This window comes from Amycolatopsis sp. TNS106 (genome assembly GCF_019330265.1).
Taxonomy (GTDB): Bacteria; Actinomycetota; Actinomycetes; order Mycobacteriales; family Pseudonocardiaceae; genus Amycolatopsis; species Amycolatopsis lurida.
Window position 1 is genome coordinate 966,998 of record NZ_CP024972.1, and the last position, 20,396, is coordinate 987,393.

The window sequence follows — 20,396 nt, forward strand, 5'->3', positions numbered from 1 at the left end:
CTCAGGGGAAGCGGATCACGGTGATCCCGGCGAGCACGAAGAAGACGAGCACCACCAGGGTGCCGCCGTACCCGCCGGACGAGCTGGTCACCACCTGGTCGACGGCACCGGTCAGCCGTACGCCGCAATCGGCGACGACGGTGTGCCTGCCCGCCTCGATCCGGGTGAACTCGACGGCCGCGGTGAAGGCGCCGGTGCCGTCGGCGTAGGCGCCTCCGACACGTTCGCCGCCCGACGTCAGCGTGACCCGCTCACCGGGGACGCACCCCTTGCCGGTCGCGGACAACGGGTCGCCGGGGTGCACGCTCGGCCGGTCGAGGATCAGGTCGTCCGGCCTCGGTGGGGTACCGCTCGACGAAGGAACGTCCGTCGGCGGCGGGGGAGTGTCCGTTGTGGACGGTGGCGTGGTCGTGGTCGTGGGCGGCGTCGTCGTGGTGACCGGGGTGGTGGTCGTTCCGGGCCTGGTCGGGGTGGTCACCGGGACGGTCGGCTTCGTCGTCGGGGGCACCTTCGTCGTCGGCGGTGCCGTCGTCACGGTCCCGGTCACCCGGAAGGTCGCGCTTCCGGTCAACGGCTGACCGGTCCGCGCGTTCGTGCAGGTCCCCGTGACCGGGTGGCCGCCGGGCGTCGCGTTACCGGGAACTGTCGCCCCGACCTCTCCGCTGGGCGCGCTGACCGAGGTAAGGGCCGCTCCTTCCCAGGTGAAAGAAATCGGGCCTTTGCACGGAGAGAAATTCCAGGAAATGGTGAACGAACTCCCCGCGGGGCCGCTCGAAGGTTTCAAACCAACCGTGGACTGATAAGGGGACTGCTGCGCGTTTCCCGCTCCCACCTGGGAAACCAGGAACAACAACCCGGTCACGGTGCCGAATATCAGGCGAACCACGATACGCATTGGGACGTCCCTCTCCGGTAAGTACTCGCTGTAGCATTCCGGACCAGTCGGCTCGGGAAAACAGGGGATGCGCAAAATGGGACGTGTCATCGCGGCAGGGGTTGCGTTGGGTCTGTGCGCGGTCCTCTTCGGCTCGCCACCGGCCGTCGCGGACAGCGGCGGGCTCGACCTGGCGGTCACCTTGGACGACCGGCCGATCGGCAACGCCACGGTCGTGGTCGATCCGGCGAAACCACTCGAACTCACCGTCACGGCGACCAACAGCGGCGGCACCGCGGTCAAGGTCCGGAGCGTGCGGGTGTCCGGCGTGGCGCTCGCCCTGACCTTCTTCGCCTACGACACCACGGCGCCGTTCGAAGTCCCCGCACACAGTCGCGTCACCAGGACCTTCGTGCTGGACATGGCCGACCTCTCCGGTCAGGCGATCGGGTTGCTCCCCTCGACGGTCGAACTCCTGGACGCCCAGCGCAGCACCCTCGGCGAGGCGACCACGGTCGCCGACATCCGCGGATCCTTCTGGTCCGTCTACGGCGCTTTCGGGCTCGCGATGCTCGTGCTCACCGTGCTGGCGTGGCTGACGGCCCTCCTCGCGCTCGCCCGCCATCGTCTTCCGGCCAACCGGTGGCGCCGAGGCCTGCGTTTCCTGCCCGCCGGATTCGGCACAGGGCTCGTCGCCGTCGTCTCGCTGTCGGTGCTGCGGCTCGTCCCGCCGGAGCCCGCGATCGAGATCCCGGTGGTCCTCGGCGCCGCCGTCATCGCGTTCCTGCTCGGTTACCTGACCCCGCATCCCGCGCCGGGGCCCGCCGACGACGAGACGGTCCGGCTTCCCGACTCCACCAAGGAATTCACTCGATGAGCGCACCCGCCGAGGTCGTCGCCGCGCTGCCGCAGTACGAGATCGGACCCGCGATCGGCCAGGGCGGGATGGGGGTCGTCTTCGCCGGCGTCCACCGTTCGCTGCGCCGCGACGTCGCCATCAAACAGCTGCCGTGGGACGTGCTGAACCACGCCGCCAGCAGTGAGCTCTTCGACCGCGAAGCGCGTGTGCTGGCCAGCCTCGACCACCCGCACATCGTGCCCGTGTACGACTACGTGCGCACCGGCCGCGAGCACCTGATGGTGATGGAACGCCTCGACGGCGGCACTGTGCACAGCCGCTTCCGCAGCGGGGAAATCGGCGGGGAACAGGCCTGCGCGATCGGGCTGGCGATGCTCGCCGGGCTGCAAGCGGCGCACGAAGCGGGCGTGCTGCATCTGGACGTCAAGCCGAAGAACCTGCTCTTCACCACCCAAGGTGTGATGAAGGTGGCCGACTTCGGCATCGCGAAGGTGATCAGCGAGGGCGCCACCCTCGTCACCCACGGCGGCGAGGTTCTCGGCACACCCGCCTACATCGCGCCCGAGCAGGCGATGGGCAACGCGCTGAGCCCGGCGGCCGACGTCTACTCGGCGGGCACGGTGCTCTACGAACTGCTGTCCGGGAAGTTGCCGTTCGACAACACCCGCGGCGCGATCAGCATGATGCGCCAGCACATGTTCACCGATCCGCGCCCGATCGAAGGCGTGCCGTCGCCGCTCGCCGGGGTCGTCATGCGCAGCCTCTCGCGGGAGCTCGACTCCCGGTACCGTGACGCGGAGACCTTCGCGGCCAACCTCGCCTCGGCCGCCACCGCCGTGTACGGACCGGGCTGGCTGGAACGCTCCCGCGTGCCGGTACGGCACCTCACCCCTCGGGTGATCTCCGCTTTCGGCACGCAGGTCCCGGCCGGAGACGGCCCGACACGGCCGGTGCGGCGCCCCGCACCGGATCCGACGCTGTCGGCGACCCGTGCGAGCTTCGAGCCCGAGTCCCGGTCCGGTGCGGTGCTCTGGTTCCGACTGGCCGCTTCGGCCGCCGCGATCGCGCTCGTGGTGCTCACCCTGCTCACGCCGGAACGCCTGCCGCACGAGGCCACGACACTGAAGATCGACGGCGTCGCCGCCTCGTCCGCGCCTGTGGATCTCAGCAAGACGTTCGCCGTGACGGGGGAGGGGCGCCCGGAACAGGTGACCCTCGCCCTTTCGGCCGCCGGGATCCCGCTCGGATCCGCGTCGGCGGTGCCGAAGCCCGAGGGTGACGGTTTCCGTGCCGATCTCGCTTTTCCCGGGCTTACCCGCTGGATCGTCGGCGGAGCCGTCACCGCGACCGTGACGGCCGACGGCGTCCCGAGGACCTTCGCCGTCGTCACGCGGCAGCATCCGCTCGCCAGCGCGCTCGGCGCGGGCAGCCTGATCCTCGCCCTGTTCGCCTTGGCGTACCTGGAATCCGGGCTGCGAACCATCCGCAACGGTCACCGCTGGCGGGGTGCCCTCGTCGGTGGCCCGGTGCTCGGCCTGCTGTTCGGCGCGTCGGCGTGGCTGTGCGTATCGGTCCTGCGAGTGCACGAGCCCGCGGTGCTGTTCGGCGTGGGCTGTTCACTCGCGGGTGCGGTGGCGACCGGTTTCGTGGTCGCGGCCGCCCGTGCCCGGCGCACGCGCTGAGGCACGGGCGGCCGCCCTCGATTCCTGGGTCACGACTTGCGGTGCTTGCCTTCGTCGTCGGTGACCTCGAACTGTTCCTTGCGCACCTTGCCGGAGACCGTCTGGTCCTCGGTGACGGTCTCGGTCTTGAGCCTCGCCCGCTCGACCGCGACGGTTTCCTTGTTCACCACCGGTTTCTCGGCGTGGAGCACGACTTCCTGTTCGTCCTCGGCGATCTCGGCGCGCTCGCCACGCGGGTTCGTGATCGGCTCGCGTTCGATGCGCACCTCCTCGTGGCTGACCGGAACGGTGACCTGCTGTTCCTCGGTGACGACGTACTTGCGAAGCCGGACGTGGCCCGTCTCGACCTGCTCGGTGCCGACGTTCAGCCGCTCCTCGGACCGCGTCATCGTGGGTTCGGCGTCCCGGTTCTTCCGGCCGGCGTCCTTCCCCGCGTCCATGCCGGCCCTGGTCCGGCCGGCCTCGTCCTGGCCGCGGCCCCGGCCCTGCGCCCGGTCGTCCATCCGGCCGTCCGGCGAGGTCCGCGGCATCGGCAGCCCGTAGTGCTGATAGAGCCGCGCGCTCTCCTCGGCGGACAGATGGCCGTCGGCCTCGATCCGGGGTGCGTCGGTGACCGCGTCCTTGTCGACGCGGACGTGCACGCCGTCCCGGTCCGCGTGTGCTCCGGAGAGCGGGACGAAGCTCTCCTTGGTGCCGAACAGGCCCGTCTTGACGGTGATCCATTCCGGCTGGCGCGTCGCGTCGGCGAGGTAGACGTTGCCCACCTTGCCGAGCTTGTTGCCGGTCGGGTCGACCACGGCACTGTCGATGAGTTCCTGCGGCTGCATGGTCTTCGCCATCGGTCCCGCTCCTCTCGGAAGATGCCTGCTGAGAAACCCACCGTCGGACGGGCCGGTGATCATGGCAACCGTCGTGGTGCCCCTGTGGGTGACCCCGGAAAGTGGTGGTTTGAAGCCGCGATCGCTGGCTAGGCGTTGCGTGTCGCCGCAGGTGAAAGGGGATGCCGGTGGGGTGACCGGCGGTCGTGGGGGATGGCGCGAACGTGTGGTCCCGAAAATCGGATGCGGCGTGCTCCGGGCCTGATTTACCCTCGTGATCGTGATGCAGCAACTGCTGTTCCTCTGAGGGACGACGCCTCCACCGGTACCGCGAGCCGCGGTACCGGACTTCGTTCTTCCTGCTCATCACTTTCACCGGAGGCAGTTCCTTCATGTCATCCCCTCTTTCGTCCGCGCCGGTGCGCGCGGCGCACGTCCGCCTGTCCGGCGTCCATCTCTCCTTCGGGGGACGGCCCGTTCTCGCCGGGGTCGACCTCGCCGCCGCCGCCGGCGAGCGTGTCGCCATCGTCGGGGAGAACGGGCGCGGCAAGACCACACTGCTCCGGGTGCTCGCCGGTGACCTGGCCGCCGACCGCGGCGAGGTACACCGTTCCGGTTCGGCCGGCGTCGCCGACCAGCAGCTCCCGCTCGGGGCGACCGACACCGTCGGCGCGTTGATCGACCTCGAACTGGCCGCCGTCCGCGGCGCGCTGGCCCGGCTCGAGGCCGCCACCGAGGCGCTCAGCGACGGACTTTCCGGAGCCGAAGACGCGTTCGCCGCCGCACTCGAAGAAGCCGAGGCGCTCGACGCCTGGGACGCCGACAGGCGCGTCGAAGTGTCACTGGCGGCCTTGAACGCCGTCGACGACCGTGACCGTCCCCTTGGGACACTGTCGGTCGGGCAGCGGCACCGGGTCCGGCTGGCCTGCCTGCTCGGCGCCGGGCACCCGGTGCTGCTGCTCGACGAGCCGACCAACCATCTCGACGCGGCGGGGCTCGACCATCTCACCGAGCGGTTGCGCGCGCATCCGGGCGTGGTCGTCCTGGTCAGCCATGACCGGGCCCTGCTCGCGGACGTCGCCACCACGGTGGTCGACCTCGATCCGTCGAGCGACGGACGGCCGCGCGTCTACGGCGGCGGGTACGCGGCCTATGTCGAGGCCCGTCGAGCCGAACGCGCCCGCTGGGAGTCGGCGCACGCCGACCAGATCGCCGAGCGGCAACGGCTGGCCGACGACCTGTCCGCGGCGCGGAACCGGTTGCGGGACAACTGGCGGCCGCCCAAGGGCACCGGCAGGCACGTCCGCGCCACCCGCGCGCCCGGGCTGGTCCGCGCGGTCCACCGGCGGCAGGAAGAACTGGCCGGGCACGTGGTCGCAGTCCCGCCGCCACCCGCTCGGTTCGCCATGCCCGAGCTACCGGCGCACGGAGGCGCGACACTCCTCCGTGCCGCCGGGGTGACGGTGGCCGGTCGGCTCGCGCGTCCGGTCGATCTGGCGCTGGAAAGCGGCGACCGGCTGGTCGTCACCGGCCGCAACGGCGCGGGGAAGTCGACGCTCCTCTCCGTGCTGGCCGGGGAGCTGGCGCCCGGGACCGGCACGGTCACGCGTTCGCGGTCCGCGCGGATCGGCAGGCTGGGCCAGGAATCCGAGCCGCCGGGCAGGCGGACGGCGATGGAGCTGTACGACGAACAGCTCGCCAGGACCGGGATCCCCGGGCCGGGGTTGGGCGAACTGGGCCTGCTCGCCGGCTACGACCGGCATCGGCCGGTGGCCGAACTGTCGGTCGGTGCCCGGCGACGGCTGGACCTGGCGCTCGTGCTCGCTCGCCGTCCGCACGTCGTGCTGCTGGACGAGCCGACCAACCACCTGTCCGCCACACTCGTCGACGAGCTGACCGCCGCGCTCGAAACGACGCCGGCCGCGGTGGTGATCGCCACGCACGACCGGCAGTTGTCGCGGGACACGGAGTCCTGGCCGAGGCTCGCGTTGTGAGCCGTCAACCGCGGTGGGCGAGGGTGTAGCGCACGGTCTGCGCGAGCACCACGCTCCCGTCGTGCTCGCGGAGTGGTTCGAGTTCCGCGAGCACGGCCTGGCGCACGGCGTCGAGGCGGTCTTCCGGGATCAGCTCCCAGAACATCCGCTGGCCGTGCGACCAGGACCAGGTGATCCAGTGGCCAGGGTCGGCGAACTTCACCGGATAGACGCGTTCCACGGACGTGACACCGGTGAAGCCCGCCGACTCCACGGCCTGGCCGAATCCCTCGATGGTGGCGAACAGGCCCGCCCTGACGGCCAGCGTCCAGGCCAGCTCCGGCGGAACGAACGGTTTGAACACCTCGCGCACGGCCGTCCACCGGGGATCGTCGGCGCCGAACGTGGTGACGCCGAGTCGGCCGCCGGGCGCCAGGAGGCGATGCCACGACCGCAGGCCGGCGACCGGATCCGGCAGGAAGAAGACCACGAACGACGCGAGGACGACATCGAAGGCGGCGTCGTCCAGCGTCGGTTCTTGGGCGTCCATAAGGGAAACCGAGGCGTTGACTCCGCGCGCCTCGATGTCCTTCGTGGTGCGCTCGACCATTTCCGCGGAAAGGTCGATACCCAGCACCGAACCTTCCGGGCCGACCCGCTCGGCCGCCGGGAACAGCACCGCGCCCCGTCCGCAGCCGACATCCAGCACGCGCTCACCGGGGACGAGCCCGGCCCGGTCGAGCAGTTCGGTGGCGAACGCGCCGAAGAAGTCGACGCCGAGCGCGTCGTAGGTCTCCGCCGTCCGGTCGAACAGCCGCGCCATCGCCTGCCGGGTGTAAGCGCTCATGCGCAGGACGATGACCCGGTGAAAACGGTGTTGTCAAACGGATGCGGGGGTTTTGTCACGACGCTCCGGGCGACGGTGCCCGGAATGCGCGCCGGGGTGCCGGTTTCTTGCGCCGACACCCTCGACGATGCACAGCGCCGATACCGGTGATTTCGCGTGATCGAACGGACGACACGCGTGACTGGACGGACGACACGCGCATGGCCAGGGTGCCCCCGAGAGTCGTCCGTTCAATCACGCGTGTCGTCCATCCCAACACGCGTGTCGTCCGTCCGATCACGCCTCACGAGAAGGCGCGGGAGATCTGCGAAAGCACGATGAGCCCGCAGACGACCAGGTTCTTGTACTTGTGGTCCACCAGGATGGCCACGAATTCGCGGAGGGTGGCGCTCGGCCAGAAGTACCAGGCCGTCGGCGATCCGATGACCTGCCCGTTCACCTTGGCGCGGCGGGCGGTGAGGGCGGCACGGAGCACGTGGAAGTTGTTCGTGACCACCGTGCACCGGTAGTCCGCCTTCCGCCGCTCCATGATCTCTGCGCTGAAGGTGAGGTTCTCGAACGTCGTCCGCGAGCGGTCTTCGAGGAGGATCCGCTCCTTCGCCACCCCGTTCTCGACCAGGTAGCCGGCCATGGCGTGGGACTCCGGGAGGTCTTCGTCGGGTCCTTGTCCGCCCGAGGTGACCACCATCGGCTCCCGGCCACGGCGGGCTTCGGCGTCGATGACGCGTTTGGCCCGGTTCAGGCGGCTCGCCAGCAGCGGCGGCACTTGGTGCCCGTCCAGCAGACCCGAACCCAGCACCACGACGAAGTCGATGCCCTTCTCGGTGCGGATGCGGCCGTAGACGATCGAGTACAGGAGAAAACAGACGAAAAGGAACGAGAAGTAGACGACGAGTCCGTTCAGGATGCCCCGGACGATGTCGAGAGGCTCCCAGGCGAGCTGGGTGACCGTCGCGTTGAAGACGATCAGCGCGCAGATGCCGAGCCCTGTCAGCAGTGAAAGGACGTTGGCCAGCCTGCGTCCCTCTCGGCGTAGCATGGTGATCCCGTTGCAGATCAAGAAGACCGTCAGCGCGAGGACCGTCGGGACGATCAGCAGGATCACCCCGACCGCGACGAAACCCGCCGCCTCGGGCGACACCGACGCGAGCAGCGCGATGAACGTCACGCCGAGGAACAGCAACGCGAAGAAGAGATAGAAGCCGTTTCGCAACCGGCGCCGGTCGCGAAGGAAGCTCACGAGGAACGCCGCACAGCACAAGGCCGCGATGGCGAAGGGGATTGCAGCGGCCTTCACGACAACTCCAGCCTGGGGACGACGCGGGCACTCGGGTGTCGGCACGCGGTGCGGCGGCATTCAAACACATGACGGAGCCGCCGCAGGCGACCTCTCGTTGGTGTGTCGCTTTTCCCGACCCGAGTGAGTCACCGGGCGCGTTGGACCGGCCGCTCGTCCCACACCGGTTCCGCGGTTTCGCGCACGTGCCCGTCCGAGCCGAACACGAGGTACCGATCGAAGGAGCGCGCGAACCACCGGTCGTGCGTCACCGCGATCGTGGTGCCTTCGTAGGCTTCCAGCGCCTGCTGCAGCGCTTCGGCCGAGGCGAGATCGAGGTTGTCGGTCGGTTCGTCCAGGAGCAGGATCGTCGCGCCGCCGATCTCCAGCAGCAGGATCTGGAACCGCGCCTGCTGACCGCCGGACAGCTTCTCGAACCGCTGGTCGCCCTGGCCGTCGAGTTCGTACCGGCGCAGGATGTTCATCGCGGGCCCGCGGCTTCGGGCGTGGTCGGTCCAGAGGATGTCGACGAGCGTTTTCCCGAGCAGTTCGGGATGGGCGTGCGTCTGCGCGAAGTGGCCGGGGACGACGCGGGCACCGAGTTTCCACAGCCCGTCGTGCGCGACCTCTTCGCCCGCCAGCAGCCGCAGGAAATGTGATTTGCCGGAGCCGTTCGAGCCGAGCACCGCGACCCGTTCGCCGTAGAAGACCTCCAGATCGAAGGGTTTCATCAGGCCGCGGAGTTCGAGCCCTTCGCAGGTGACGGCGCGGACACCGGTCCGGCCGCCGCGCAGGCGCATCGTGATCTTCTGTTCGCGCGGGGGAGCGGCGGGTGCTCCGGCCTCCTCGAACTTCCGCAACCGTGTCTGCGCGGCGTGATACCGCGAAGCCATCTCGTCGCTGCGGGCGGCGTACTGCCGCATGTCGGCCACGAGTTTCTTGAGCTGGGCATGCTTTTCGTCCCAGCGGCGGCGGAGTTCCTCGAAGCGTTCGAACCGTTCCGCACGCGCCCGGTGGTAGCTGTCGAAGCCGCCGCCGTGCACCCAGACGTCGCCGCCGGCGGGCCCCGGTTCGACGCTGATGATCTTGTTCGCCGCCCTGGCGAGGAGCTCCCGGTCGTGCGAAACGAACAGGACGGTCTTCTGGGTCTCACGCAGCCGCTCTTCCAGCCACTGCTTGCCGGGGACGTCGAGGTAGTTGTCCGGCTCGTCGAGCAGGAGCACGCCGGATCCGCCGAGGAGCAGCGCTTCCAGCACCAGCCGCTTCTGTTCGCCGCCGGACAGCGTGCGCACCTCGCGCCAGCGCGCCTTCTCGTACGGCAGGTTGAGCGCCGCCGTCGTGCACTTGTCCCACACGACTTCGGCTTCGTAGCCGCGAGCGTCGCCCCAATCGCCGAGCGCCTGTGCGTACGCCATCTGGTTCGCTTCGTCGTCGCGTTCCATCAAGGCGAGTTCGGTGTCGTCGACCGCGCGGGCGGCGGCGCGGAGCGATTCCGGCGACACCGACACGAGCAGATCCCGCACCGTCCGTTCGTCGCGCACGGAGCCGACGAACTGGGGCATCACCCCGAGCCCGCCACTGATGGTCACGGAGCCGCCGGTGGGGGAGAGCTCCCCCGAGATCAGTCGCAGCAACGTCGTCTTGCCCGCCCCGTTGGCCCCGACGAGCGCGCAGACGCTGCCCTCTCCGACCCGGAACGAGACGTCGTCGAGGAGCAGTCGCCCGTCGGGAAGGTGGTACTCGACGTGCGCGACCTCGACGTGACCCATTTCGACAGACTGCCCGCGTCCTCGGGAATCACGCAACGCAATATTTCCGGTAACGTCGGTGACGTGGAGCGAACCTACCTCGGCGTACGGCTCAAGCTGATGCTTGCGCTGTTCCTGCCCGAGTTGTTCGTCGTGCTCCCGGTCGTCGGCGGGACCAACCCGCTGAGCCTGGCCACCGCACTGACGGCGTCGGTCGCGGTCGCCAACCCTCTCGGCCTCGCCGCCGCCTTGACCGCGTCCCTCGCCGCCGTCCTGCTCGCGCTGGCGGTGCACTTCCGCCTGGAACCGGCCGCCGCCGCGATGCGGGTGCGCGCCATCAGCCTGCGCGAACGCGCGCAACTGTTCTTGAGCCTGCGCGATCCCGACGCGCGTGGCCGCGTGCGGCCCCGAGCTCCGTCAGTGGGCATCGCGACTGCCTGACCTTCCGTTCGAAGGTGAGGCAGTCACTCCTGCCCGCATACCTTCGACCGACGGAGTGACCTGGTCATGTTCGATGTCTTCCTGTACCCCGTTTCCGCCATTCTCTGGTTCTGGCACAAGGTTTTCGGCGCCGTTTCGAGTCCCGACTCCGGCGTGGCCTGGGTGCTGTCCATCGTGTTCCTCGTCTTCACCCTGCGCCTGCTGCTGGTCAAACCCGCCCTCGGCGCGCTGCGCGCGGGCCGCCGCATGCAAGCGCTCGCTCCGCGGATGCGGCAGCTCAAGGAGAAGTACGGCAAGGATCGCAGGCGGCTGGCGGAAGAGATCCGGAAATTGCACGCCGAAACCGGGGCGAACCCGCTGGGCGGATGCCTCCCGGCGCTGATCCAGCTGCCGGTATTCCTGTCCCTGTACTGGGTTTTGCGCGATTTCACCCCGGGTGCGCAGTCGAACCACGTGTTCGACGACGCCGGGGTGCGATCGTTCTTGAACGCCGACCTCTTCGGCGCGAAACTCGGCAACTGGCTTTCCCAGCCGGCCGCGGAGCTGGCCGCGTTCGGCACGGATCACGTCCACATGATCGCCGTCGGGGTGCCGCTGATGCTGATCGCGAGCCTGGCCACGTTCTTCTCCCTGCGCTCGGGGCTCACCCGGCAGACCGAGACGGCCCCCGAGACGGCGGGGATCACCAAACTGATTATGTACCTGGCGCCGGTCGGCATGCTGGTGTCGGGAGCGTTCTTCCCGGTGCCGATCGGGGTGCTGCTGTACTTCCTGGCCACCAACGTGTGGACCCTGGGACAGCAGCATTTCCTCACCAGGATCGTCGACCGGGAGGAGGAGACCGGTCGCCGGGCCGCGATCGAGTAGCGGGACTGTCGGCCAGATCACCCGGAACAAGGCGGAGAACTGTTCGGTACCGGCGTGTCGGGCAAAGCCCGATGGGGAATCATCGCGCTCGCCCGGGAACTGTTCCCGGGCGGGTGGGTGTTCCCGGCGCCGTCCGGCGCCGGGAACGCGTTCGCAGATGCCGCCCGGTGATCGACGCGGAGTCCTCGGCCAGTGCCGACGGCCTGCCCTCGAACACCACCGTCCCGCCCTCGGCCCCCGCGCCCGGGCCGATGTCGATGACATGGTCGGCGTGCGCGATCACTCGCTGGTCGTGTTCGATCAGGACGAGCGTCGCGCCGCCGTCGACGAGTTTGTCGCAGAGGGCCAGCAAGCGGTCGACGTCGCTGCCGTGCAGTCCGGCGGTGGGTTCGTCGAGGACCAGGCGCAGTTCGTCCGCGGGGCCGGCGTCGGCGAGATGGCGGGCGAGCAGCAGCCGCTGCCGTTCGCCGCCGGACAGGGTATCGAGGCTCTGTCCGATGGTCAGGTAGCCGAGGCCCACCCGGTCCAGCCAGCGCGCCCGCTGCCCGATGGCGGACCGCTCGCCGAACAGGGCGGCGGCGTCCGCCGGGTTCATCGCCAGGACGTCGGCGATGGTCCGGCCGTTCAGGCGCGCGGCGAGCGCGTCCGGGTTGAACCGGGTGCCGCCACAGGCGTCGCAGCCGGTCTGGACGTCGTCGAGGAACGCCAGATCGGTGATGATGACGCCCTTTCCCTTGCAGACCGGACACGCGCCGCGGCCGTTGGCGCTGAACCACGACGGATGTTTCCCGGTGGCCTTCCCGAAAGCTTCGCGAATGGGCTCGGCGACGCCCAGCACCGTGGCGGGCGTGGAACGGATGCCACCGCGCAGCGGGGCCTGGTCGACGACGACGAAATCGGGATGCTGCCGGGGGAGTTCGCCCGTGATCAGGGTGCTCTTGCCGGAGCCGGCGACCCCCGAGACGACGGTCAGGACGCCGAGCGGCACGTCGACGGTGACGTCACGCAGGTTGTGGCTGCGGGCGCCGGAGATCGTCACGACGCCGCGCGCGGCGCGCGTCCGCTCCCGGAAGTGAAGCGGGGTACCGAGAATCCGGCCGGTGTCGGTGCCAGCCGCGACGAGTTCGCCGGGGCTGCCTTCGAACTGGATCCGCCCGCCGCCCTCACCGCCGCCGGGCCCGAGATCGATGACGTGATCCGCGGCCGCGATGACCGCGGGATGGTGCTCGACCACGAGGATCGTGTTGTGCGCGTCGCGGAGCTTGGCCAGCAGTTCGAGGAGACGGTGCACGTCGTGCGGGTGCAGTCCGGTGCTGGGCTCGTCGAACACGTAACAGACGTCGCTGAGCGCGCTGCCGAGATGGCGCACGATCTTGACGCGCTGGGCTTCGCCGCCGGACAGCGTTCTCGACTCTCTCGACAGGCTGAGGTAACCGAGACCGACCGAGTCCAGGGCGTCGAGCCGGTCGCGGATCGCCTGCAGCAGCGGTGCCACCGACGGATCGCACACTTTCGCGACGACGTCCCGCAATTCGCCGATCGGCAGCGCCGACCAGTCCGCGATGGAGCGTCCGTCGATCAGGCTGCCGCGCGCCGCCTCGGAAAGGCGGGTTCCCGCGCACTCCGGGCAGACGCCGCGGGTGACGACTTCGGCGAGCCCTTCCTGTTCCTCGGCCGTGAGCCGCGACGGCGTCTTGCGCAGGTACGCGTCACGCAACCGCGGAACGATCCCGTCGAAGAGACCGTGCTTGGGGTAGTCGTCGCCCGGATCGTCGAGGGGGAGTCCTTCGGCGTGCAGCAGGGTTTCGACCGTCGCCGCCGGTAAACGTTCCCACGGGACATCGGGGTCGACGAGTCCGGAGTGGACGAGCCGTTTCCATCGGTAGGTGCCGGGGGCGAACGTCGGGAACCGCACGGCGCCCTCACGCAGGCTTCGCGAGCGGTCGATCAAGCGGTCGAGATCGATCTCGTCGACCACGCCGAGCCCCTCGCAGCGCGGGCACATCCCGACCGGATCGTTGAACGAGTAGGCGGGCGAAAACCCCGCGTTCGGTTCGCCGACGCGGGAGAACAACAGGCGCAGCAGCGGCGCGATGTCACTCGCCGTTCCCACGGTGGACCGCGCGTTTCCGGTGAACCGCCGCTGATCGACGATCGTGGTGAACACCAGCCCGTCGATCCGGTCGACGTCGGCGGGCGGATGCTGGGGCAGCCGGTTCCGCACGAAGGCGGGGTAGCTGCCGGTGACCAGCCGCTCGGCTTCGGCCGCGATCGTGTCGAAGGCCAGCGACGACTTCCCGGAACCGGACACGCCGGTGAACACGGTCAGCCGGTGTTTCGGCACCCGCACCGAAACGTCGCGGAGGTTGTGCGTGCGGGCTCCTTCCACGGTGATCCACCGGCCACGGTCAGCTTGAACTTTCGCCATGAATCGAGGTTACGATGAGTTGTGGCCGGTTTTCGGCCACAACTAGCGGGAGGCGTCGTGACGGCACCACGGGAACGGATGCTGCGGCTGTTGTCGCTCCTGCAGTCCGGCCGGGCGTGGCCCGCCGCCGAACTCGCGACGGCCATGGAAGTCCCGCCGCGCACGCTTCGCCGGGACATCGACCACCTTCGCGGTCTGGGGTACCCCGTGGAGAGCAGCCGCGGCCCTGGCGGCAACTACCGGCTCGTCGCGGGAACCGCGCTGCCACCGCTCATGCTGGAACATGACGAGGCGATCGCCACCGTGCTCGGGTTACGGCTCGCCGCGGCGGGTGGCACCGGCGTCGACCTGACCGCCGAATCGGCCGACCGCGCCGCGGCGAAACTCCGGCGCGTCCTGCCGGCGGCACTGCGCAGGCGGACCGACGAAATGCTCGCCGCGGTCGAATTCGGGAGCGGAGAGCAGCCGCGGGTCACCCAAGACGTCCTGAACGTCCTCGCCGCGGCGATCGCGGCTCGCCGGTGCCTTGAGTTCGCGTACACGGCGAAAGACGGCCCGTCGTCACGGACGGTCGAGCCGATGCGCCTCGTCCAGCTCGGCAAGCGGTGGTATCTGTACGCGTGGGACCTCGGCAGGCGGGACTGGCGGAGCTTCCGCCTCGACCGCATCGCCGGGCCGAAGACGACGGAGGTGGCGTTCGAGCCGCGTGAGCTCCCGGTCGACGACGTCGCGGCACACCTTCAGGAACGCTTTCACAGCCCGAAATCGCTCCGGATCACGCTGACCCTGGATGTCGGCGCGGACGAGGCCGCGGCCCGGCTGCATCGGGTCGACGGGAGTTTCGAAGCCTTGGGCGACCACAGGTGCCGGTATGTCGCCCAGGTCGACTCCTTCGAGTGGCTGGCCGTCGTCCTCCTGCTCACCGACATCGGGTTCACGGTGGAGGAACCCGCCGAATTCGGCGAGTACCTCGCGCGGAAGGGGGAGCGGCTGATGCGGGGGCGCACGTCTCGTGAGTGGTAAGGACGGTTAGAACCGTCCTTAACACTCACGAGGGATGAGGCCACTGCTGCCCCCGCGTCCACGAGTCCAGCACCATCAGCGTCTTCGTGCCGGTGACCTGGTGATGGCGCCGGATCTCATCGATGGTCTGCTGCAGGTGGCCCATGTCCCGCACCCGCAGCCAGACGAGCGCGTCGGGGTCGCCGGCGATGGTGAACACCGCCTGGGCCTCCGGCATCCGGGTGGTGGTGCGGACGATCTCGCCGACCTTGGTGGTCCCGGTGAACCGCAGTTCGGTGAACGCCTCGATGGCCCAGCCGAGTTTGGCGTGGTCGATCTGGACGGTGTAGCCGACGATGACACCGTTCTCCTGCATGCGGTCGATCCGGCGTTTGACGGCCGCGGTCGACAGCGTGACACGCGCCCCGATGTCGCCCAGCGTGCGCCGGGCGTCCTCCCGCAGCAGTTCGAGGATCTCGCGATCGGTCTCGTCGATGAGCTGGTCCGCCATGGGCCAGGATGGTACGCAGACGCAACGGATCTCGGCTACCGGAGAAGATGGGCCGGATTTTTTGCGTGCCGGGTGCCAATAGACTGCCGCCTGTTGCGGCGGCCCGCGAGGTCGGGTCTCCTGTCGTGACGTCGCGGGGGTGCCGAAGGAGGCAGGTCTGGTGGAGCAGTTCACGTTGGAGGACCGGTATCTGCGGGAGGACGGCACCGTCTACCTCAGCGGCGTCCAGGCCCTGGTCCGGATGCTGTTCGACCGGGTGCGGCACGACCGCGCCGCCGGGGCCTCACCTGCCGTGTTCGTCTCGGGTTACGAGGGATCCCCGCTCGCCGGGTACGACCTCGAACTCGGCCGCCGCTCCGTCCTGCTCGAGAAGCACGACGTCGTGCACCGCCCCGGCCTGAACGAGGAGATCGCCGCGACGGCGGTCATGGGCAGCCAGCTCACCGCGTCGGTCGGCTCGTCCCGCGGCGGGGTCACCGGGTTCTGGTACGGCAAGGCACCCGGCCTTGACCGGGCGACGGACGCCCTGCGGCACGCCAATCTCGCGGGGACCGATCCGGCGGGCGGTGCGGTGGCGCTGGTCGGCGACGACCCGAACGCCAAGTCCTCGTCGGTGCCGTGCGCCTCCGAGCTCGCGCTGGCCGACCTGGCGATGCCGGTGTTCTTCCCGTCCGATTCCCAGGACGTGCTGGACTTCGGCCTGCACGCGGTCGAGCTGTCCAGGGCGAGCGGGCTGTGGTCGTCGATGAAACTCGTGGCGAACGTGGCCGACGCCGCGAGCACGGCCCAGGTCCGCCCTCGGTGGACGGCGCCGGAGCTGGCGCTGCCCGCGTACCGGCACAAGCCCAGCTCCCGGCTGCTCGGCACCACGCTGATGGCGCTCGAACGCAGCCTGTACACCGAACGCCTGCCGCTGGCCGTCGAATACGTGCGCGCGAGCGGGGTCAACCGGATCGTTCAGGAAGGCCCCGCGGACCGCGTCGGCATCGTCACCGCCGGAAAGTCCTATTTGGACCTCATGCAAGCCTTGCGGCTGCTCGGCCTGGACGCCGAGGCGTTGTCCCGGCACGGGATCCGGATCCTCAAACTCGGCGTCGTCCACCCGCTCGAACCGTCGATCGTCCGCCGGTTCGCGGATGGCCTGAGCGAGATCGTGGTGGTGGAGGAGAAGCGTTCCTTCGTGGAGTCCGCGATCAAGGAGGTGCTGTACGGCACCACCGCCGCGCCCGCCGTGTACGGCAAGACCGGCCCGGACGGCCGCACGCTGTGCACCGAACTCGGCGAGCTCGACCCGGACGCCATCGCCAGGGCGCTGGCCGCCCGGTTGAGCGACCACCACGAGATCCCCTCGGTGACCGCGTGGCGGCAGCGGCGCCGCCGAGAGCGCATCTCGGTGCCGTTGCTGACCAGGACGCCGTACTTCTGCTCCGGCTGCCCGCACAACTCGTCGACCAAGGTGCCCGAGGGAACCGTGGTGGGCGGCGGTATCGGCTGCCACGCCATGGCGCTGTTCATGGAACCGGAACAGGTCGGGGACGTGGTCGGCCTGACCCAGATGGGTGGCGAGGGCGCGCAGTGGCTCGGGATGGAGCCGTTCGTCGACGCCTCGCATTTCGTCCAGAACATCGGCGACGGCACGTTCACCCATTCCGGCAGCCTCGCCGTGCGGGCGGCAGTGGCCGCCGGGGTGAACATCACCTACAAGATCCTCTACAACGCGACCGTCGCCATGACCGGCGGTCAGGACGCCGTCGGCGGGCTCTCGGTGGACCGGCTGGCGTCGCTGCTGCTGGTCGAAGGCGTCGCCAAGGTGGTCATCACCAGTGACGAGCCGAAGCGGCTCCGCGGCGTCCGCCTGCCCGACGGCGTCGAGGTCCGGCATCGCGACGAATTGCTGAGCACACAAGAGGAACTGGCCCGCGTTCCCGGGGTCACCGTGCTCATCCATGACCAGGAATGCGCCGCCGAGAAGCGCCGCAAACGCCGTCGCGGCAAACTGGACACCCCCGCCACCAAGGTCGTGATCAACGAGCGGGTGTGCGAGGGGTGCGGCGACTGCGGCGAGAAGTCGAACTGCCTGTCGGTGCAGCCGGTCAGCACCGAATTCGGCCGCAAGACCACGATCCACCAGTCTTCGTGCAATGTGGACTATTCGTGCCTGGCGGGGGACTGCCCGTCGTTCCTGACGGTGGTGCCCACCGGGCGCAAGCACCGGGCGCGGCTCGCGGACATCACCGCGGCCGAACTGCCCGAGCCCGAGACCTCCGGCACCGACTTCACCGTCCGGATCACCGGGGTCGGCGGGACCGGTGTGGTGACCGTCGCGCAGATCCTCGCCACGGCCGCCGTGATCGAAGGCAAGCAGGTCCGGACTCTGGATCAGACCGGGCTCGCGCAGAAGGGCGGCGCCGTCGTCTCGGATCTGAAGATCACCGCCGACCCGGCGCCGCAGGCCCCGAAACTCGCGGCCGGGGAGTGCGATCTCTACCTGGCCTGTGACGTCCTCGTCGGCGCGGACCCCGCGAATCTGACGGTGACCGACCCCGGCCGGACCACGGCCGTGGTCTCCACGACCGAGGTGCCGACCGGCCGGATGGTCGTCGACACCACCGTTTTGTTCCCCGACGCGGCGGCGGTGCGGAGCGCGATCTCCGACAGCGCGGCGCGGACCGTGGCACTCGACGCGCGGGCACTGGCGGAGACCCTGTTCGACGACGACCAGTTCGCCAACATCCTCCAGCTCGGCGCGGCTCTCCAGACCGGCGCCATCCCGCTGGACGCGGCCAGCGTGGAGCGCGCGATCGAACTCAACGGGGTCGCCGTCGCGGGCAACCTCCAGGCGTTCCGGCGTGGCAGGCAGCTCGTCGCCGATCCCGACGGACTGCACGCCGCGGTCGCGCCGCCCACGGTCGCCGCGACCCCCGCCCCGTCGGCGGCCACGCTGCGCGCCCGCGCGCTCGTCCAGGCCGAGCCGGGGTCGGAACTCGCGCGGCTGCTGGACATCCGCGTGCCCGAACTCGTCCGGTACCAGGACGTTCGTTACGCGCGGGAGTACGCCGAGTTCGTCGAGCGGATCCGGGTCCTGGAAGGGGACTCGACCGCCATCACCGAAGCGGTGGCGCGAAACCTGCACAAACTGATGGCCTACAAGGACGAGTACGAGGTCGCGCGCCTGTCGCTGGATCCCGCCGTGCTCGCCGGGATCGAGGCGGAGTTCGGCGTCGGCAGCCGGTACGCCTACCGCCTGCACCCGCCCGTGCTCCGCGCGCTGGGAATGAAGCGGAAGATCGCGCTGGGTCCGAAGTTCCGCCCGGTGTTCGTCGCGCTGCGCGCCGCGAGGAAACTGCGCGGCACCCGCTGGGACCCGTTCGGCAAGGCCCATGTCCGGAAGGTGGAGCGGGAACTCGTCGGGCAGTACCGGGAAACGATCCTCGCCGCTTTCGGCGCCGAGGGCGCGGACCGGGGCAGGCTTCTGGCGCTGGCCGAACTGCCCGATCTGGTCCGCGGTTACGAGGACGTCAAACTGGCGAACGTCGAGGCCTACCGGAAGGAACAGACCGCGCTCCTCGCCGAACTCGTGCGGGCGGACCGGCTCGGCGCGAGCACCTGACGGCCGGATTTTGTTACGGTTGCGCGGTTTTTTGTACTTCCGGACGACCTTTTCGGCGACGAAGCCGCAGGGCTGTCCGTGTGCATTACTGTCGCAGCGGGGTCCGCGCATGACACACCACTGATCGGGATCGGGGAGTCATCGTGATGAGGAATAGTGTGCCCGTTGCTCGAAGACGGATCTTTTCGCTGGTAGCGGCGCTCGCCGTGGCCACCGGCGCGGTGACGGGGACCGCGCAGGCCACCACAGGGGGACCGGTGGATCTCGGGACGCTGCCCGGGGACGACGAGAGTACGGTCCTGGCGGTCAACGAGGCGGGGGAGATGGTCGGGCTGTCGTTGGCGGGCCCGGTCCCGAAACGCAGCCATCCGGTCCGGTGGGACGCCACCGGCCAGATCATGGCGCTGCCGACGCCGGGCGGCACCGAGGGGCAGGTCCGTGCCATCAACGGCCTCGGGGTGTCCGCCGGCTACGTACTGACCGCGACCACCGCCGTGCCTGCCCGCTGGGACGCCGCGGGCCAGGCGACCCTGTTGCAGCTTCCACCCGGCCATCACAACGCCACCGCGTGGGCGATCAGCGACACCGACGTCGTCGTCGGGAGCTGGCTGACGCCGGACGACCAGTACCACGGGTTCCGCTGGGATCCGGATGGGGCGGTGACGGACCTCGGGACGTTGCCCGGCGAGACCTGGAGCATGGCCGACGGCATCTCCGCCGACGGCACCATCATCGTCGGCAGCGCCGTTCGCTCCGCGGCGAACCAGGCCGTGCGGTGGGTGGACGGCGGGCCGATCACCGAACTGGCACCGCAGGGTGTGAGCAGCGGGGCGAGCCGGGTCAACGGGGACGGCGTGGCCGCCGGATCCTTCCGCGGGACCAGTAGCGGGCCCCCGGTCCCGGCGAAGTGGGGTCGGGACGGCGTGCTCCATCCCCTGGACTGGCCCAGCCCGCATTCGGTCTGGATCTACGGGATCGGTTCCACCGGCTATGTGGTCGGTTCCGGCTACCTGAACCCGCCTCGCCGATCGGCCCTGATCTGGGATCTCGACGGCGACGTCGCCGCGCTGCCTGACGACGGTCTCGGCGCCGACGCGGAGTCGGTCAACGCCCACGGCACCGTCGCAGGCACTTTCCGGAGCCGGGCGACGGTCTGGTTCCTCGACGGGGAACGCAGGCAGCTCGGCACGCTGCCCGGCGGCACCCGCAGCCAGGGCTACCGGATCACCGACAACGGCCGTGTGGTCGGGACCGCCTCCAACGCCGCCGGAAAGTCCCACGCGGTGTACTGGACGCTCGACTAGCGGCCGACGCGCTCCGGTCGGGGCCGGTGCGGGATGTCGCGAAAGCCACTTTCGAGACCTCTGATGTCCCGAAAGTGGCTTTCGCGACACGTCCGGGCGCACTTCACGCAACGGCTGGCGGCCAGGCGCCGCCGAATATCCACTGGACGGCAGGAC

At 69.8% G+C, this 20,396-nt stretch carries 16 protein-coding genes; 9 read left to right on the forward strand and 7 right to left on the reverse strand.

Going from position 1 to position 20,396, the window contains the following annotated elements:
* Nucleotide 1 precedes the first annotated feature (1 nt).
* Nucleotides 2-304: a hypothetical protein gene (locus CVV72_RS04480; RefSeq protein WP_219151164.1), complete on the reverse strand. Its 303-nt coding sequence runs from the start codon at nucleotides 302-304 to the stop codon at nucleotides 2-4.
* Between the two features lie 88 nt (nucleotides 305-392).
* Here CVV72_RS04480 and CVV72_RS41490 point away from each other — a divergent pair, with 88 nt between their 5' ends.
* The 3 genes from CVV72_RS41490 to CVV72_RS04495 all read left to right on the forward strand — a co-directional run bounded on the left by CVV72_RS41490 (nucleotide 393) and on the right by CVV72_RS04495 (nucleotide 3,415).
* On the forward strand, nucleotides 393-578 hold the full coding sequence (locus CVV72_RS41490; protein WP_255632510.1) for a hypothetical protein: 186 nt from the start codon (nucleotides 393-395) through the stop codon (nucleotides 576-578).
* Nucleotides 579-971: 393 nt separating this feature from the next.
* Nucleotides 972-1,751, forward strand: a complete 780-nt coding sequence (locus CVV72_RS04490; RefSeq protein WP_219151165.1) for a hypothetical protein — start codon at nucleotides 972-974, stop codon at nucleotides 1,749-1,751.
* On the forward strand, nucleotides 1,748-3,415 hold the full coding sequence (locus CVV72_RS04495; RefSeq protein WP_219151166.1) for a serine/threonine-protein kinase: 1,668 nt from the start codon (nucleotides 1,748-1,750) through the stop codon (nucleotides 3,413-3,415). Before CVV72_RS04490 ends, CVV72_RS04495 begins: the two co-directional genes overlap by 4 nt.
* 29 nt (nucleotides 3,416-3,444) lie before the next feature.
* Here CVV72_RS04495 and CVV72_RS04500 read toward each other — a convergent pair whose 3' ends face one another.
* Nucleotides 3,445-4,254, reverse strand: a complete 810-nt coding sequence (locus tag CVV72_RS04500; RefSeq protein WP_219151167.1) for a DUF2382 domain-containing protein — start codon at nucleotides 4,252-4,254, stop codon at nucleotides 3,445-3,447.
* A gap of 371 nt (nucleotides 4,255-4,625) precedes the next feature.
* On the opposite strand from CVV72_RS04500, the gene CVV72_RS04505 reads away from it, so the two are divergent.
* Nucleotides 4,626-6,227 (forward strand): ABC-F family ATP-binding cassette domain-containing protein, encoded by a 1,602-nt coding sequence (locus CVV72_RS04505; RefSeq protein WP_219151168.1) that lies wholly within the window; start codon nucleotides 4,626-4,628, stop codon nucleotides 6,225-6,227.
* A 4-nt stretch (nucleotides 6,228-6,231) separates the two neighbouring features.
* On the opposite strand, the gene CVV72_RS04510 is transcribed toward CVV72_RS04505, so the two are convergent.
* The 3 genes from CVV72_RS04510 to CVV72_RS04520 form a co-directional block, all read right to left on the reverse strand.
* Nucleotides 6,232-7,053 carry a class I SAM-dependent methyltransferase gene (locus CVV72_RS04510; protein WP_219151169.1) on the reverse strand — a complete coding sequence of 274 codons (822 nt, stop codon included), beginning with the start codon at nucleotides 7,051-7,053 and terminating at the stop codon, nucleotides 6,232-6,234.
* 283 nt (nucleotides 7,054-7,336) lie between these two features.
* On the reverse strand, nucleotides 7,337-8,350 hold the full coding sequence (locus CVV72_RS04515; RefSeq protein WP_219151170.1) for a YdcF family protein: 1,014 nt from the start codon (nucleotides 8,348-8,350) through the stop codon (nucleotides 7,337-7,339).
* A 128-nt stretch (nucleotides 8,351-8,478) separates the two neighbouring features.
* A complete protein-coding gene (locus CVV72_RS04520) occupies nucleotides 8,479-10,098 on the reverse strand; it encodes an ABC-F family ATP-binding cassette domain-containing protein (protein ID WP_219151171.1) in 1,620 nt (539 codons plus the stop codon).
* Here CVV72_RS04520 and CVV72_RS04525 point away from each other — a divergent pair.
* Together CVV72_RS04525 and yidC are read left to right on the forward strand one after the other, a co-directional pair.
* Entirely contained in the window at nucleotides 10,075-10,518 is a 444-nt protein-coding gene (locus CVV72_RS04525; RefSeq protein ID WP_255632511.1) for a DUF6412 domain-containing protein, read from the forward strand. The two genes, CVV72_RS04520 and CVV72_RS04525, sit on opposite strands and share 24 nt — an antisense overlap.
* A gap of 66 nt (nucleotides 10,519-10,584) precedes the next feature.
* Complete coding sequence (gene yidC, locus CVV72_RS04530; protein WP_219151172.1) at nucleotides 10,585-11,385, forward strand: membrane protein insertase YidC; 801 nt, start codon at nucleotides 10,585-10,587, stop codon at nucleotides 11,383-11,385.
* A gap of 79 nt (nucleotides 11,386-11,464) precedes the next feature.
* On the opposite strand, the gene CVV72_RS04535 is transcribed toward yidC, so the two are convergent.
* Nucleotides 11,465-13,813, reverse strand: coding sequence for an excinuclease ABC subunit UvrA (locus tag CVV72_RS04535; RefSeq protein ID WP_255632512.1), 2,349 nt, complete (start codon nucleotides 13,811-13,813; stop codon nucleotides 11,465-11,467).
* A gap of 57 nt (nucleotides 13,814-13,870) precedes the next feature.
* On the opposite strand from CVV72_RS04535, the gene CVV72_RS04540 reads away from it, so the two are divergent.
* On the forward strand, nucleotides 13,871-14,836 hold the full coding sequence (locus CVV72_RS04540) for a YafY family protein (RefSeq protein WP_255632513.1): 966 nt from the start codon (nucleotides 13,871-13,873) through the stop codon (nucleotides 14,834-14,836).
* Between the two features lie 25 nt (nucleotides 14,837-14,861).
* On the opposite strand, the gene CVV72_RS04545 is transcribed toward CVV72_RS04540, so the two are convergent.
* Nucleotides 14,862-15,326: an Lrp/AsnC family transcriptional regulator gene (locus CVV72_RS04545; protein ID WP_034315034.1), complete on the reverse strand. Its 465-nt coding sequence runs from the start codon at nucleotides 15,324-15,326 to the stop codon at nucleotides 14,862-14,864.
* Nucleotides 15,327-15,486: 160 nt separating this feature from the next.
* Between CVV72_RS04545 and CVV72_RS04550 the strand changes: the two genes are divergently transcribed.
* Nucleotides 15,487-18,936 (forward strand): indolepyruvate ferredoxin oxidoreductase family protein, encoded by a 3,450-nt coding sequence (locus CVV72_RS04550; protein ID WP_219151173.1) that lies wholly within the window; start codon nucleotides 15,487-15,489, stop codon nucleotides 18,934-18,936.
* Between the two features lie 146 nt (nucleotides 18,937-19,082).
* Nucleotides 19,083-20,240, forward strand: coding sequence for an HAF repeat-containing protein (locus CVV72_RS04555; protein ID WP_219153820.1), 1,158 nt, complete (start codon nucleotides 19,083-19,085; stop codon nucleotides 20,238-20,240).
* The last annotated feature ends 156 nt before the right edge of the window (nucleotides 20,241-20,396 follow it).

Coding starts and splice junctions, on each gene's coding strand:
- CVV72_RS04505 (WP_219151168.1), top strand. CDS start 4,626: ATGTCATCCCCTCTTTCGTCCGCGCCGGTGCGCGCGGCGCACGTCCGC.
- CVV72_RS04545 (WP_034315034.1), bottom strand. CDS start 15,326: ATGGCGGACCAGCTCATCGACGAGACCGATCGCGAGATCCTCGAACTG.
- yidC (WP_219151172.1), top strand. CDS start 10,585: ATGTTCGATGTCTTCCTGTACCCCGTTTCCGCCATTCTCTGGTTCTGG.
- CVV72_RS04500 (WP_219151167.1), bottom strand. CDS start 4,254: ATGGCGAAGACCATGCAGCCGCAGGAACTCATCGACAGTGCCGTGGTC.
- CVV72_RS04555 (WP_219153820.1), top strand. CDS start 19,083: ATGAGGAATAGTGTGCCCGTTGCTCGAAGACGGATCTTTTCGCTGGTA.
- CVV72_RS04490 (WP_219151165.1), top strand. CDS start 972: ATGGGACGTGTCATCGCGGCAGGGGTTGCGTTGGGTCTGTGCGCGGTC.
- CVV72_RS04510 (WP_219151169.1), bottom strand. CDS start 7,053: ATGAGCGCTTACACCCGGCAGGCGATGGCGCGGCTGTTCGACCGGACG.
- CVV72_RS04535 (WP_255632512.1), bottom strand. CDS start 13,813: ATGGCGAAAGTTCAAGCTGACCGTGGCCGGTGGATCACCGTGGAAGGA.
- CVV72_RS04495 (WP_219151166.1), top strand. CDS start 1,748: ATGAGCGCACCCGCCGAGGTCGTCGCCGCGCTGCCGCAGTACGAGATC.
- CVV72_RS04520 (WP_219151171.1), bottom strand. CDS start 10,098: ATGGGTCACGTCGAGGTCGCGCACGTCGAGTACCACCTTCCCGACGGG.